A 14,492-nucleotide genomic window follows, 5' to 3' on the forward strand; every position below is an offset into this window, starting at 1 on the left:
ATATGCGGAAGAACGTGGCGGCAGACTGCCTGCGGCCCATCCTTCGAGACGCCCGCCTCCGGCGGGCCCTCAGGATGAGGTCGCGTTTGCGGCGAGATATCAGCCCCTCATGGTGAGGAGCCCGCCAAAGCGGGCGTCTCGAACCATGCAGGCCGAACTCTCCCGGCAGACTCACTCAGTACTTCGGCTCGTACATCTGCGACTGGACCAGGCCCTTCACGTCGTTGGGCGGGGGTCCGTCGGCGAGCCCGCGCTGATAGGCGACATCGGCGACAGCGGCCGCGATACGGGCCGAGACCTCGCGGATGCGGGGCAGCGCGGGATAGAGGCTGCCCTGATCCAGATCCTCCTTGCCGACGCAATTGGCGAGCGTATGGGCGGCCGCCATGAACATCTCGTCGGTCACGAGCCGCGAGCGGCTGGCAATGACGCCGAGGCCGACGCCGGGGAAGATGTAGGAGTTGTTGCCCTGGCGCGGCACGAAGGTGCGGCCGTTGAGCTTGACCGGATCATAGGGACTGCCGCAGGCGAACAGCGCGCGGCCGCCGGTGTAGCGATACGCATCCTCGGCCGAGCACTCGGCCTTCGAGGTCGGGTTGGACAGCGCGAACACGATCGGCTGTTCGTTGAGCTCGGCCATCGCCTTGAGCACGTCGGGCGTGAAGGCACCACCCACCGCGGCAACACCGATGATCGCCGTCGGCTTCAGCGTCTTGATCGCAGTGAGGAAGTCGGCGATCGGCGCCTGATCCTTGTGGGCATAACGGAGCTTGTGGCCGTGCAGGCCCTCACGGCCGCCGACGACGAGACCGCGGGAATCCACCAGCCAGTTGCGCCGCAGCGCCTCAGCCTCCGTTGCGCCCTCCGCCATCATGGCGGAGACGACGAGGTCGGCGATACCGGTCGCTGCCTCGCCGGCACCGAGGAACAGGATGCGCTGATCCCGCAGCTTGCCGCCGCTGACACGCAACGCCGAGAACAGGCCGGCAAGTGCGACCGCTGCGGTGCCCTGAATGTCGTCGTTGAAGACGCAGGCTTCGTCGCGGTATTTGTGCAGCAGCTTGAACGCGGAATGGTTGGCGAAATCCTCGAACTGGATCAGCACATCGGGAAACGTCTTGCGCGCGGCCGTCATGAACTCGTCGACGAAGCTGTCATAGGCCTCGCCGGTCAGCCGCCGCTCGCGCAGACCCAGATAGTAGGGATCGCTCAGCAGCTCTTCGTTGTTGGTGCCGACGTCGAGCACGATCGGCAGGCAGTGCTCGGGATGCACACCGGCACAGGCCGAATAGAGCGAGAGCTTTCCGACCGGAATGCCCATGCCGTTGGCGCCGAGATCGCCGAGGCCAAGAATGCGTTCGCCGTCGGTGACGACGATGAGTTTTGCGGGATTGGGCCAGTTCTTCAGGATGTCCGCGATCTGGCCGCGATCGCGCGAGGAGATGAACATGCCGCGCGGCCGCTGGTAGATCAGGCCGTATTTCTGGCAGGCGAGCCCGACCGTCGGCGTATAGATGATCGGCTGGATCTCGTCGATGTTGTCGACGACGACGCGGAAGAACAGCGCTTCATTGCGGTCATGCAGCGCGTTCAGCGCGACGAATTTTTCGAGGTCGGTCGGCAGCGTGCGCAGATTGGTCAGCACGCGCTCGGCCTGCGTCTCCATCGTCAGGACACAAGCCGGCAACAGGCCGCGCAAGCCGAGTGCATCGCGCTCCGCTTCCGTGAAGGCTGTGCCTTTATTGAGCAAGGGATCGCGCAGCAAGGCCATGCCATGCGCGGACTCGGACGATGTCGATTGGGTGCTGACCCGAGCAGGTCTATTCACGAATTCCCCCAGGGAGTTTCTTATTGAAGGGGAGCCATTGTCGGCCAGCACTTCATCGAGATCAAGGACGTTGCTCCTTGGGCCGCGATTGTGATCTCGCACCGCAGCGAGATTTTTGTGAGAGGAAAGCAGGCAGCCGAGGCAAAGCTTAACGCGGAAAAACAGCTCGTTCTCCTCATGGTGAGGAGCGCGGCACGCGCGTCTCGAACCATGAAAGGCCCCGATCTCACCCGCGGCCATCCTTCGAGACGGCCGCTACGCGGCCTCCTCAGGATGAGGAGGCGTGCATGACAGCAACATTATTCCGGCTTGATGTCCGCGGCCTTCACCACCGGCCACCATTTCTTGGTCTCTGCCTTCTGGAAGGCGCCGAGCGCTGCGGGCGACTGCTGGTCCTGCGGCGGTATCTCCTGGCCCAGTTCGGCGAAGCGCTGCTTGACGGCGGGATCGGCAAGCGCGGCGACGATGGCCGCGTTGAGCTTTGAGACGATCTCCTTCGGCGTGTTCTTCGGTGCCCAGATGCCGTGCCAGTAGGAGATGTACAGGCCGGGCAGGCCCGCTTCGTCGACGGTCGGAATGTCGGGCGCGGATGCGAGTCGGGTCGGCGACGTCACCGCGAACGCCTTGATCGCCCCGTTCTTGTATTGCGGCAGCGAGTTCGAGGCCTGGTCGAACATGATGTCGATCTGTCCGGCGACGAGATCGATCATCGCGGGCCCCGCACCCCGGTACGGCACGAACTGGAAGTCGGTGCCGGTCTTCTCCTTGAAGAACACGCCGGCAACATGCGCACCGGTGCCGGCGCCGGCAGTCCCGGCGGTCGCCTTGCCGGGATTGGCCTTCAGCCACGCGATCATCTCTTTCAGATTGTTGGCCTCGAGCGACTTCCGGCCGACGATCAGCTGCGTGCCCATCGCGACCAGCGCGACCGGCTCGAAATCGGTGACGACATCATAAGGCAGCTTGAAGATCGCGCCGTTGAGCACATGCGTGCCCCAATGGCCGATGGTGATGGTCGTGCCGTCAGGCGTTGCGCGCGCGACGCGGGCGCCGGCGATGCTGCCGGACGCGCCGGCGACGTTCTCGACCACGATCGTCGCATGCAGCTCGGCTGCGATCCGCTCCGACAGGATCCGTGCCAACGTGTCGGTCGGCCCGCCGGCCGCAAACGGGACCACCAGCGTGATGGGACGGGAGGGAAACGACTGGGCGTAACCCGGTGCGGTCCACGCGACACTTCCGATCAACGCGCAAATGACGATCACATGACCGCGCAATCCGGCCCACAGCCCCCGCACCATTCTTCCCACCCTTTTTGCCGCCCGCATGTCATCAGCGGGCTGGAGGGTGAGTGAACGCTGCCGAAAGAACGGAGGCAAGCCGGAAATTTATCCAGCCGCCCGCCGCGGCGTCAGATTCGTGGCGACGTCGGCCGGTGGCGCGACATGCATCAAAACGGTCTGGGTCGCGGAGGCCACCTCGATGCCGTTCTGCTGGAAGCGCTGCTTCATGCGGCGGTTGAATTCGCGCTGGACCGGCCAGCGGCCGGCCTCGGTGCAGCGGATCTGGCCGACGATCGACACCATGGCACCATCGACCTTGTCGATACCCCAGAGCTCGAGGTCGCCGCGGATCAACGGGCGGAATTCCGTCTCGCGGCGCATCTCCTCGACGATGTCCTTGAGGATCTGGCCGGCGCGGTCGGTGTCTTCCTTGTAGGCGACATTGATGCTGACGGAGGCATTGCCGGCGCCACGGCTGGCATTGGTGATGGTCGTGACCGCGCTGAACGGCACGATGTGCACGGAGCCGTCGCCGGCGCGCAGGCGTATCGTACGAATGGAAACGTTCTCGACCACACCCGCCAGGCCCGACACGCTGACGGTATCGCCGACCTGGACCGTATTCTCCAGCAGCAGGAACAGGCCGGTGATGAGATCCTGCACCAGCTTTTGCGAACCGAAGCCGATCGCGATGCCGACGATGCCGGCACCGGCGAGCAGCGGCGCGACATTGACGCCGATTTCGCTCAATGCCGTGAGGCCGACGACGGTGGCGATCAGGCACAGCAGCGCCGTGCGCAGCATCGGCTGGAAGGTGCGCAGGCGCGCCGCGCGGGCATAATGCCCGTCACGCGACAGCGTGTTGATCTGGCGGTCCAAGAGCGCATTGCTGGCTTCCCAGATCACCGCGGCGATGAAGACGGCGACGCCGATCGTCGCGAGGGCGGAAATCAACTGGCTGCCGATCTGGCCGCCATAGAACCAGACGATGGCATCGACGCCCCAGACCTCGAGCACGGCGACGAAGCCGACGAACGCGATCACGCCGGAGACGATCTTGCGCAGCAGCGGCAGATAGCGGTTGGCGCGGATCTCCAGCCCCGGAAAGCGCTGGAGGATCTCCGGCTGGATGCGGAAGCCGCGATCGATCAGGCTCAGCGTCACCATGATCGCAACCCGCGTGATCAGCACCACCACGATGGTGCCGACGAAATATTGCAGCAGCAGCGAATAGCCGTTGCGGATGTTCAGCGCCCACACCGCCCACAGCGCCAGATCGAGCGCGATGGCCAGATAGTGCCAGCCGCCGGCGATGCGGTTGCGCAGGCGCGCCGCGATCCCCTGCCGGTCCGCAGGCGCGCGAATGGCGTCGGCGACCTGGCGGCGGCATTGCAGGATGATGACGACGACGAAGAGATGCACGACCAGCATCACCATGCGGATGAGCGCGGCATAGCCGGCGCGATGCAGGCCGAGCAGCAGCGCCACGTTGGCGAATGCAATGCCGGTGACCGCGACGCCGACGATGCGGCGCGCCCAGATCTCGACATAGGCTGCCGTCTCGGCGCGCACCGGAAACAGCCCGAACGGCCCGGCCAGCGCACGGACGACGCAAATGAGCCCGCGCGAAAACGCATAGGCGTTGACGACGGCAAGGATCACGAGGCGGACGGTCGCGGGCTCGCCGATCTCCGTTCCGAGCAATGCGGTCGCGATGCCGACGAATACGACCACCGGAAGCAGTTCGAACAACAGCCGCCCCAGCACGAAAGGCAGCCGCAGTAACAGCTGCCAGACCCGCGCCAGGCTGTGCCTGCGCTTGTGCAATTCCGGCGACGGCGTGACATCGGCGACCGATGACGGCGGATCGGCAATGGGCAGCGCCTGCACCGGCAGGCGCGCGGTCTGCGGCACGCGCCCTTCGAGGAAGACGACCGGGCGGCGGATCAGGCGGACAATCACCCATTCGGCCGCAAGCGCGCAGCCGAACACCAGCGCCAGCTTCCAGGCGATCTCGATCAGCAGATTATAGGCGTCGGGATCGTTGGCGGTCCGTACGATCCAGTAATAGAACGCCGGGAAATGCGTGAGCGTCCGCGCCATGTCGGCGACGTCGCGCGAGATCTCGCCGATCTCCTCCGACACCGTGAGCAGAAGCTGCGCGCCGAGTCCGTCAGCCGACAGCGGGATCGGCGACTTCTGCTCGGGTGCGGGCTGCTGCGGACCGGACGCATTCGCGATCGCGCGCAGCGTATCGATCATTTGCGCGCGCTTCTTGTCGTCCTGGAGCGTCTCCAGCGCCCGCTTGGCCTCGTCAGGCGACAGCGCGGCCATGCCGCTCGCGGCCGGCGCAGGCGGCTCTGCCCGGGCGGGGGAGAAAGACGAGAGCGCGAGAAAGAGGGCGGCGACAAGCGCCGAGGCAAGCTTATGCGACACGCGGATTCCCCAAAATAAATGAAATGCGCCGGCGGAATCGTGACCGCGAAGCACTGCGTCATGTCGGATAGCGGCTATTCGCCCCGATCATGTGTCGGAAGTTTGCCGATCAGGCGACCATCTCTTGGCATTTCCCTTGGCATTTCCCTTGGCATTTCCCTTGGCATGTCCTCTGGCATTTCCCCCAACGCAGATGTGATGGAACCGCGTCATGGCCAGTGCCGCAAAAGCATGCGAAATTGGCGCGGGAATTCGGGGGCATCACATGATGGATTTTGACCGGCGCCGGCTCGTGCTTGCGGGGGCTGCGATCCTGCTTGGCACGCGGGCCGCGGTCGCACAGAGCGGACCCACCTTCACCTATCGCGGCATCACGGTCGACACCAGCGCTGCGCAAAGCCAGCCCGATATCAAGGACGTCGTCACGTCGCTGAAGCATCAGATCGACATCGTCGTCGAATGCGGTGCCAAGCCCGAGATCATGACCTTCTTCAAAAGCCAACCGGTCTCGGTCAAGCCCGGACAGGGCGACGGTGGCGGCCACTTCTCGTCCAAGGTCCAGGGCGTCACGGTTGACGCGGCCGTCGTTGCGCCAGAGAAGCCGGTGCTGCTGCACGAGCTGCTCCACGCCTATCATTTCCGCGTCCTGCCAGGAGCGCTGCAGAATCCGGATCTTGTGCGCTTCTACGGCATCGCCAGGCAGAACGAACTCTATCCACCGGACTCCTACGTCCTGAAGAACGTGCAGGAGTTTTTTGCGGTGACCGGAAGCCTCTATCTCTGGGGCAATGTCGACCGCCCGCCCAACAACCGCGCCACCCTGCACGAGAAGCAGCCGGTGTATTATCAGTGGCTCGGTGATCTCTTCGGCGTGACGAAGAAGGCGTAGTCGACGCGCGAGGGGGCAAAACGCACAGCGCCGGGCAGGTAGGGGCTCTGCCTTGCTGATGCAGCCCACTAAACCTTGACCCGGCGTGCCGTTCGCGGTTTCTGCCGCTATGCGATAATCCGAACGAGCTCCATCGCAATTAACGCGGCTGGATTTGCGGAGGTGGCGTCATAGACCTCCCCTTGCTCATGAAGTGGACCCGTCGCTTGTTTGCGACCATCTGCATGCTCCTCCCGTGACATAAAACTGTCAAGCGGGATCGATGAGTTTCAAATCACATTTGACGATATGTTCCATGCTGTTCCCGCGACACATCGGCTGGTTGCAACGATGGAATAAATCATCGGCGGCAGCGTTTGTGTCGAAGAGAACACCCGCCTCCTCCGTCCTCATTCATTTCAGAAAGCCAGAGATGAAAGCATCATTTTGCATCGCCGTGCTCGCGGCGCTCGTCACCGGATCAGCATTCGCGCAGACGCCGCCGCAGACCTCGACCAAGAAAGTCGACGGCACCGAGAACGTCTACATCTTCCGCTATGGCGGCCATCAGTCGATGTTCGTGGTGACGCCGCAAGGGGTGATCGCCACCGATCCAATCTCCTACTTGCGTCCCGCCAAGCCCTATATCGATGCGATCAAGGCCGTCACCGACAAGCCGATCAAATACGTCATCTACAGCCACCACCATTACGACCACATCGCCGGCGGCCAGCCCTTCAAGGATCTCGGCGCCACCTTCATCGCGCATCGCCGCACCAGGGAGCGGCTGCTCGAGCTGAAGAAACAGAATGCGCTCCTGGCCGATATCGTGATGCCGGATCAGGTGGTCGACGGCAAGAAGACCATCACGCTCGGTGGCACCACGCTGGAGCTCGACTATGTCGGCCGCAACCATTCCGACAACTCGCTGGTGATGCGGCTGCCGAAGGAGAAGCTCGTCTTCGTGGTCGACTTCGCGCCGATCGAGGCGGTCCAGTTCCGCAACATTCCCGACAATGCCTCGCCGCTCGAATATATCGCCTCGCTCAAGAAGCTGGCTTCGCTCGACTGGGAGCGGATGATCCCCGGCCATCCCTATGCCGGCGGCCGGCTCGGCACCAAGAAGGATGTCGAGGACGACATCGCCTACATGGAGGATCTCTCGGCCGAGGTGAAGAAGGCGGCCGACGCCGGCAAATGCTTCGACACCGCGATGAAGGAGGTGAAGCTGCCGAAATACGAGAAGTGGGCGAATTACGAAGCGAGCCTGCCCGCCAATGTCGAGCGCTTCTGCTATTGGTGGGGTCGTGGGTACTAACGGCTTGCGCTGAACTCGACGGCTTGCACCGAACGCGACGGCTTGCACCGAACTCGTAGGGTGGGCAAAGGCGCGCAAGCGCCATGCCCACCACCTCTCTCGATCGCGAAACATGCGTAGGCACACTTCCGCCGTCGCTCTTCGAGCTATGGCGGACAAGTCGCCTTGCCCACCCTACGAGAGCATTCGTGATGGTGACATCATGCCCCTGTTTTGCCCGACGGGTCAAGTCATTTTCTAAAAATCCGAATATCGCCCACAGCGACCGGCAGGCCCTTGATTCCATGAGCGCCGGCTACTGTGCATGGGGTTGTTTTCAGATTTTGCCGATGACGGCGGCCGCGCTGGCGGTTTCCTCCCGTCACTTTCCCCGCTTCTTGTCCCCCTTCCCTTCCTTCTCCAGCGCCTTGCGCACGTTGTCGAACTCCGCCGCCGAGGCCTTGTCGGCGCGGGGAAAGCGCAGGTCCAGTTTTTCGAGCTCCGCGACAATGACGGAGCCGATCACCACGCGGGCAAACCATTTGTGGTCGGCGGGCACGACATACCAGGGCGCATGCGGCGTGGCGGTGTGGCGCACGATGTCCTGATAGACCGCCTGGTAGCGCGGCCACAGCGCGCGCTCCTTGATGTCGTCCATCGAGAACTTCCACTGCTTGGCCGGCTCCTCCAGCCGATCGAGAAAGCGCTGGCGCTGCTCCTCCTTGGAGAGATTGAGGAAGAACTTCAGCACCAGGGTGCCGTTGCGCGCCAGGTAACGTTCCCAGGCGGCAATGTCCTCGAACCGTTCCTGCCAGATGTTCTTGGTGACGAGCTTCGAGGGCAGCTTCTCCTTGGCGAGAACCTGCGGGTGGACACGCGTGACCAGGCACTCCTCGTAATGGGAGCGGTTGAAGATGCCGATATGGCCGCGCTCCGGCAGCGCGATGACGTGGCGCCAGAGGAAATCGTGGTCGAGCTCCTTGCTGCTCGGCGCCTTGAAGGCGGACACCTCGCAGCCCTGCGGATTGATGCCCTCGAAGATCGCCTTGATCGCGCTGTCCTTGCCGCCGGCGTCCATGGCCTGGAACACGATCAGCACCGACCAGCGGTCCTGGGCGTAGAGCTTCTCCTGGAATGCGACCAGCCGCTTCTTGTTGGCGTCGAGAATCTCCTGCGCCGTCTCCTTGTCCAGATCGCCCTTCTCGTTGGTCTTATGGTCCTTCAGGTGAAACTTGCCGGATCCGTCATGCCGGAATGGCGTGATGTAGCGGTCAAGTTCCTGGGCGAGCGATTTGGACGGCTTTTTGCTCATGAGCGCGGGGCACCTTGCGTTGCGACTTCAATCGGTCGAGCAGGCTACCAAGGATACCCTTCGGAAGGAATATGATGAAAAGCACCAGCAGCACGCCGTAGACGAGGTTGTCCCAGCCGACCGCCTTGGTGCCGAAGCCGATGCGCAGGGTCTCCGCGAGCAGGATGGTGATGACGGCGCCGACGGTCGGGCCGAGCGAGACGAACAGGCCGCCGACGATGGCCGCGAACACCATCTGCAGCGACACCGCGATGCCGGAGACCGTGTCGGGCGTGATGAACATCTGGTACTGGCAATAGATCGCGCCCGCCAGCGCCGTCATCACGGCGCTGATCAGGGTGATCTTCAGTTTCTCCGCGGTGACGTCGACGCCGGCCGCGGCAGCCGCGTCCTCATCCTCGGAGATCGCCTCGAGCGCGTAGCGGCTCATGCTGCGATCGATCAGGTGCCAGACGACGATGCCGCCGAGCCAGACCGCGAGCGCGATCAGGTACCAGGTGATCTTGTCGTCGAATTGCAGCGCCAGCAGCTTGTTGCCCGAGGCGCGGTTCGGCGTGTAGCCGAGCGAGCCGCCGGTATAGTCGCGCGTCGCCGTGATGACCTGGAGCACGATGCCCGACAGCGCGAGCGTCACCAGCACGAAGTAATGCCCGGTGATGCGGAAGCGGAAGCAGGGATAGCCGACGATCAGCGCCAACGCGCCGGCCGCGACCATGCCGATGGGGATGCCAATCCATGGCGACAGGCTGAGATGATTCCAGAGCAGCGCGGTGACATAGGCCCCGATCCCCATGAAGCCGCCGTGGCCGAGCGAGACCAGACCGAACCGCCCCATCATCGACCACGACGTGTAGGCGAACGACCAGATCAGGATCAGCACCAGAATGTGCAGATGATAGGGATCGCGATAGACGAAGGGCAGCGCGATCAGCGCGCCCAGTCCTATCGCCCAAGCAACGCGCCGGCCCTGCCCCATCATCGGCGCCTCGCGAGCAGGCCCGCGGGCCGGATGAACATCATGACGATGAAGAAGGCGAAGGCAAGCACGTAGCCCCATTCGAGATCGGAGAACAGACCACCCAGCGAGATGATCTCGGCAAACACGAAGGCCGCAATGAAGCCGCCGATGAAATTGCCGAGACCCCCGAGCACGCAGATCAGGAAGGTGATCGGACCGAAGGAGAGGCCGACGAAGGGGTGCACGTCATATTGCAGCACCAGCAAACAGGCGGCGAGCCCGGCCAGCCCGCCGCCGATCGCGGAGGTGATGAGATAGATCCGCCTGGTGTCGACGCCCATCAGCGCCATGATCTGGCGGTCCTGCGAGATGGCGCGGATCGCGGTGCCGGTGAAGGTGCGCGTCATGAAGAGATAGACCGCGACCATGCCGACCAGCGCCGCCAGGAACGACAGAAGGCGCGCGTAGCTGAAATTCATGTCGCCGAAGGCGAGCACCGGCAGGCGGATGCCGAGGTTGCGGAAGTCGATGCCGAAGGCGACGGTGGCAAAGCTCTGCAACACGAACAGCACGCCGCCGGTTGCAAGCAGCTGGTTGATCGGCGGCGCCGTCAACAGCGGCGCGATCACGAGATAATGCAAGAGCGCGCCGAGGATCGCGACCAGCAGGATGGTCAGGGGCGCGGCGATGAAATAGCTGATGCCGTAATACTGGACCATGAAGTACATGGCGTACATGCCGATCATCACGAGCTCGGCGTAGCAGATCCAGGTCACGTCGATGACGCCGAAGATCAGGTTCAGCCCGAGCGCGAGCAGCGCCAGCACGCCGCCGAGCAGGATCCCGTTGATCACGGCCTCCAGCAGATAGATGTCGAAAATATCCAGGAACGCCTGCATATGCCCCTCATACCCCGAGATACGCTTCCTTGACCGTGTCGCTCGCCAGCATCTCGGCCGAGGTGCCCGAGGCGCGGATCGTGCCGGCCTCGATCAGATAGGCCCGGTCGACCACGCGCAGCACCTGCTGCACGTTCTGCTCGACGATCAGCACCGTCAGCCCGCTGGCGCGGATCCGCTTCACCAGCTCGAACACCTGCTGCACCACGACCGGCGCCAACCCGGCCGAGGGCTCGTCGAGCAGCAGAAGTTTCGGATTGGACATCAGCGCGCGGCCGATCGCGCACATCTGCTGCTCGCCTCCGGACATGGTGCCGGCCATCTGGTGGCGCCGCTCCTTCAATCGCGGAAACAGATCGAACACGACCTCCAGACGCTCGGCGTATTTCCCCCGAGCCTCCTTCATGAAGGCGCCCATCTTGAGATTGTCGTCGACCGAGAGCTGCGGAAACAGCCGCCGGTTCTCGGGCACATGCGCAATCCCGAGGCTGACGATCTTGTGCGGCGGAGTGGCGATGACATCGACGCCTTCCATTTTGATCGATCCGCGCGTCGGACGGATCAGGCCGGAGATGACACGCATCAGCGTGGTCTTGCCCGCACCGTTCGGACCGATGACGCCCACGGCCTCGCCGGCCTTCACGTGGAGATTGACGTCGAACAGCGCCGGGAATGTGCCATAGCCGGCGTTGACGCCGCGAAGCTCCAGCATCACTGGCCTCCCGCGCGGCGGCGCGCTTCGGCGGCCGCAGCCTGCGTGGTCTCGGCATCGGTGCCGAGATAGACCTCGATGACGCGCGGATCACCGGCGACCGCGCTCGGCAGGCCCTCCGAGATTTTTTCGCCGTGATCGAGCACCATGACGCGGTCGACCACGCGCATCAACACGCCCATGATGTGCTCGACCCAGATGATGGTGACGCCGAGCTCGTCGCGGATGTTGCGCAGCATGTCGGCGGCTTGGCCCATCTCGGCCTCGTCGAGACCGCCGAGGCTCTCATCGGCGAGAAGAAGTTTGGGTGCAGTGGCGAGCGCTTTCGCAAGTTCGAGCTTCTTCAAGCCTGCTGCGCCGAGGCCGTCAACGCTGGCGTGGCGATCGGTTGGCAAGCCCACCATCGCGAGTGACCGCTCCGCCGCTTCCTCGGCCTTGACGCGGCTATGGCGGCCCTGGCCGTAGAATCCGGCGAGCGCGACATTCTCGAAAATGGACAGCCGCCGGAACGGCCGCGGAATCTGGAAAGTGCGGCCGATGCCGCGGTTGATGATCCGGTGCGGTGCCAGCCCCGCGATCTCCGAGCCATCGAACAGGATCGATCCTGAGCTTGGCGCCAGCGTGCCGGAGAGCATGTTGAAGATCGTGCTCTTGCCCGAGCCGTTGGGACCGATCAGGCCGAGGATCTCGCCCTGCTCGACCCTAAACGACACGTTGTTGACGGCCGTGAAGCCGCCAAACCGCTTCACCAGCCCGCTGACCTCCAGCACCGCAACGCTCCGCTGCTACTGGTTACTGTAGGTGGTGCCCTTCGGCAGCGGCAGCACGGCTTCGCGCTGCGCCTGGCTCTTGGGCCACACCACCGAGGACTTGTCGTCGATGTATTGGATCACGACCGGGAACGAGCGCTCGTTCTGGCCCGCCATCGGTGTGCCCTCGCCGTAGAACTTGACGCCGAAGCCGAGCATGGTGCCACCCTCCGGAATGTCGGTGTCGAGCGACGCCTTGCGCAGCGCCTCGGGATCGACCCCGCCATACTTCTTGATCGCGCGCGGCAGGACGTCATCCATGAACACGTAGGTGTTGGATGCACCGATGCCGACATGGGCGGAGCGAATGGCAACGCCGGGCCTGATCTTGTCGAACTCCTCGCCGACCATCTTGATGATGGGCGCAAGCTTCGGGTTCATGGTCTTCTGGTTGGCCAGCCAGATCGAGATCGGATCGGTGTTGAAGATGTAGCTCGCGTCAGCGCCCATCCCCTCCTTCAACTTCTCGTAGACGCCGTAGCCGGCGCCATGGCCGACGAGGGCTGCGAACTTCAGGCCCTGCTCACGCGCCTGCCGCAGCAACAGCGTGATGTCGGGATTGTAGCCGGTGTGGAAAATCACGTCGGGCTTGGCGCGCTTCAGCTTGGTCACCAGCGCGGAGAGATCCGGCGCGGTCGCCGAATAGCCCTCCTTCAGCACGACGTTGAAGCCCGCCTTTTTCGCACCGGCCTCGTTGCCCTTGGAGACGTCGACGCCATAGGAGCCGTCCTCGTGGACGATGGCGACGCGGAGATCCTTCGGCTCCTTGCCGAGCTTGCCTTGCGCGTTCTGCGCGATGAAATCCATCGTCATTGCACCGAACTGGTCGCCGCTCGCCTGCGGGCGGAACACGTATTTGTAGTTCTTGTCGGCGAACACGGCGGACGAGATGCAGGTCGTCATCCACATGAACTTCTTCAGCTGCTCGACACGGGCGGCGACCGGCACGCATTGCGCCGAGGAGAAGAAGCCGAGCACCATGTCGACCTTCTCCTGCTCGAGCAGGCGGACGGATTCGTTGATGGCGATGTCGGGCTTGCTCTGCGCGTCGGCATAGACCGCCTCGACCTTGTAGCCCTCGACGCCGGTCTTGCTGAAATGATCGAGGATGATCTTGGTGCCGAGATATTCGAGCTCGGAGCCGCCGCCGGCGAGCGGGCCGGTCAGGTCGAAAATCACGCCGATCTTGATCTTCTTCTCCTGAGCTTGAACCGAAACGGTCAGGCCCATCGCTGCAATCGCGACCAACAGCCCACGTACCAAGCGGGCAGCCATGCGCAGGCGCATCTAAACCTCCCTGGACGATTGTGCATTGCAATTTTTTGTTTTGCTTTTGCGCCCATCACATGGGCTCGGCCGCGCGATGTCAAGCCTCGCGCGTCAGCGCGAAGCGAACTGCTGCGCGATGAAGGCCGTGACAAATCGCGGCATGGCCGGCATGAGATCATCCATTCCGCGCACGAGATGGATGGCCGACAGCTCCGGCTCGTCCTGGCGAGCCAGGTTGGCTTCGATCCGCGCGCGCGCAGCCTCACCCGGCATATCCAGGTTGAGGATCTGTATCATTGCAAGTGCGCTGCCGGTGACGACACAGTGCCAGTCTGTCTCCGCCGAATAATCAGCGGGGAGCAGGCCGGTCTCCTCCTCGAGCTCGCGAACGACGCTGCCGGGAATATCGAGGGTGCCGTCCCTGACATCGTCGAGATCGGGTGTGCCTGAGGCGAAGTAGATGCGTCCCGCATTGGCTGTGTGATGCGCCATCTCGCCCATCAGGAAAGCGCCGTCGGAGGTGCGCAGCGCACCCATACCGAACCCGTTGAACACGGCTGGATCGGGAAAGCCCCAATCGCGCCAGGCTAGGAAGCTGGCGAAATCCGTCTCGAAATAGGTCGCAGCGAGATGACCGTCGGTGAAGACGGCATCGCGCCCGAGCAGAACCCGGCCGTTCCAGAGTTTCGGCCGCGCACGCTGCTGCTCGGCGAAATGCGCGGCGATCTCGGCGCGCCGCTCCTCGGCGAACGGCCAGATCACGGGGCGCACGGCAAGGTCAAGCGTCGTAACGCGATGAATGGTCAGTGACGTCATGACGC

At 63.7% G+C, this 14,492-nt stretch carries 12 protein-coding genes; 2 read left to right on the forward strand and 10 right to left on the reverse strand.

The genetic code is table 11. The features are described from left to right. Positions 1–175: 175 nt before the first annotated feature. The 3 genes from NLM32_RS35010 to NLM32_RS35020 form a co-directional block, all read right to left on the reverse strand. Complete coding sequence (locus tag NLM32_RS35010) at positions 176–1,828, reverse strand: NAD-dependent malic enzyme (RefSeq protein ID WP_309144870.1); 1,653 nt, start codon at positions 1,826–1,828, stop codon at positions 176–178. Between the two features lie 299 nt (positions 1,829–2,127). Then, positions 2,128–3,126: a tripartite tricarboxylate transporter substrate-binding protein gene (locus NLM32_RS35015; protein WP_254135495.1), complete on the reverse strand. Its 999-nt coding sequence runs from the start codon at positions 3,124–3,126 to the stop codon at positions 2,128–2,130. Positions 3,127–3,216: 90 nt separating this feature from the next. Continuing rightward, entirely contained in the window at positions 3,217–5,547 is a 2,331-nt protein-coding gene (locus NLM32_RS35020) for a mechanosensitive ion channel domain-containing protein (RefSeq protein ID WP_254133262.1), read from the reverse strand. 265 nt (positions 5,548–5,812) lie between these two features. Between NLM32_RS35020 and NLM32_RS35025 the strand changes: the two genes are divergently transcribed. After that, complete coding sequence (locus tag NLM32_RS35025) at positions 5,813–6,436, forward strand: hypothetical protein (protein WP_254133263.1); 624 nt, start codon at positions 5,813–5,815, stop codon at positions 6,434–6,436. A gap of 412 nt (positions 6,437–6,848) precedes the next feature. Beyond that, positions 6,849–7,733: an MBL fold metallo-hydrolase gene (locus tag NLM32_RS35030; RefSeq protein WP_254133264.1), complete on the forward strand. Its 885-nt coding sequence runs from the start codon at positions 6,849–6,851 to the stop codon at positions 7,731–7,733. Positions 7,734–8,094: 361 nt separating this feature from the next. Here NLM32_RS35030 and NLM32_RS35035 read toward each other — a convergent pair whose 3' ends face one another. The 7 genes from NLM32_RS35035 to NLM32_RS35065 form a co-directional block, all read right to left on the reverse strand. Continuing rightward, positions 8,095–9,024: a polyphosphate kinase 2 family protein gene (locus tag NLM32_RS35035; RefSeq protein WP_254133265.1), complete on the reverse strand. Its 930-nt coding sequence runs from the start codon at positions 9,022–9,024 to the stop codon at positions 8,095–8,097. After that, positions 8,984–10,003 (reverse strand): branched-chain amino acid ABC transporter permease, encoded by a 1,020-nt coding sequence (locus tag NLM32_RS35040; RefSeq protein ID WP_254133266.1) that lies wholly within the window; start codon positions 10,001–10,003, stop codon positions 8,984–8,986. The genes NLM32_RS35035 and NLM32_RS35040 overlap by 41 nt, the downstream gene beginning before the upstream one ends. After that, complete coding sequence (locus tag NLM32_RS35045) at positions 10,000–10,881, reverse strand: branched-chain amino acid ABC transporter permease (RefSeq protein ID WP_254133267.1); 882 nt, start codon at positions 10,879–10,881, stop codon at positions 10,000–10,002. The genes NLM32_RS35040 and NLM32_RS35045 overlap by 4 nt, the downstream gene beginning before the upstream one ends. 7 nt (positions 10,882–10,888) lie before the next feature. Next, on the reverse strand, positions 10,889–11,593 hold the full coding sequence (locus NLM32_RS35050; protein ID WP_254133268.1) for an ABC transporter ATP-binding protein: 705 nt from the start codon (positions 11,591–11,593) through the stop codon (positions 10,889–10,891). Then, the gene (locus tag NLM32_RS35055) at positions 11,593–12,363 is read right to left on the reverse strand and encodes an ABC transporter ATP-binding protein (protein WP_254133269.1); all 771 of its coding nucleotides are present in this window, start codon (positions 12,361–12,363) and stop codon (positions 11,593–11,595) included. The genes NLM32_RS35050 and NLM32_RS35055 overlap by 1 nt, the downstream gene beginning before the upstream one ends. Before the next feature lie 15 nt (positions 12,364–12,378). Further along, positions 12,379–13,689: an ABC transporter substrate-binding protein gene (locus NLM32_RS35060; protein WP_254133270.1), complete on the reverse strand. Its 1,311-nt coding sequence runs from the start codon at positions 13,687–13,689 to the stop codon at positions 12,379–12,381. 93 nt (positions 13,690–13,782) lie between these two features. Continuing rightward, entirely contained in the window at positions 13,783–14,487 is a 705-nt protein-coding gene (locus NLM32_RS35065) for an NUDIX hydrolase (RefSeq protein WP_254133271.1), read from the reverse strand. Positions 14,488–14,492 lie beyond the last annotated feature (5 nt).

It is taken from the genome of Bradyrhizobium sp. CCGUVB14, from assembly GCF_024199935.1.
GTDB lineage: Bacteria > Pseudomonadota > Alphaproteobacteria > Rhizobiales > Xanthobacteraceae > Bradyrhizobium.

Coding starts and splice junctions, on each gene's coding strand:
- NLM32_RS35060 (WP_254133270.1), bottom strand. CDS start 13,689: ATGCGCCTGCGCATGGCTGCCCGCTTGGTACGTGGGCTGTTGGTCGCG.
- NLM32_RS35040 (WP_254133266.1), bottom strand. CDS start 10,003: ATGATGGGGCAGGGCCGGCGCGTTGCTTGGGCGATAGGACTGGGCGCG.
- NLM32_RS35030 (WP_254133264.1), top strand. CDS start 6,849: ATGAAAGCATCATTTTGCATCGCCGTGCTCGCGGCGCTCGTCACCGGA.
- NLM32_RS35050 (WP_254133268.1), bottom strand. CDS start 11,593: ATGCTGGAGCTTCGCGGCGTCAACGCCGGCTATGGCACATTCCCGGCG.
- NLM32_RS35035 (WP_254133265.1), bottom strand. CDS start 9,024: ATGAGCAAAAAGCCGTCCAAATCGCTCGCCCAGGAACTTGACCGCTAC.
- NLM32_RS35045 (WP_254133267.1), bottom strand. CDS start 10,881: ATGCAGGCGTTCCTGGATATTTTCGACATCTATCTGCTGGAGGCCGTG.
- NLM32_RS35065 (WP_254133271.1), bottom strand. CDS start 14,487: ATGACGTCACTGACCATTCATCGCGTTACGACGCTTGACCTTGCCGTG.
- NLM32_RS35025 (WP_254133263.1), top strand. CDS start 5,813: ATGATGGATTTTGACCGGCGCCGGCTCGTGCTTGCGGGGGCTGCGATC.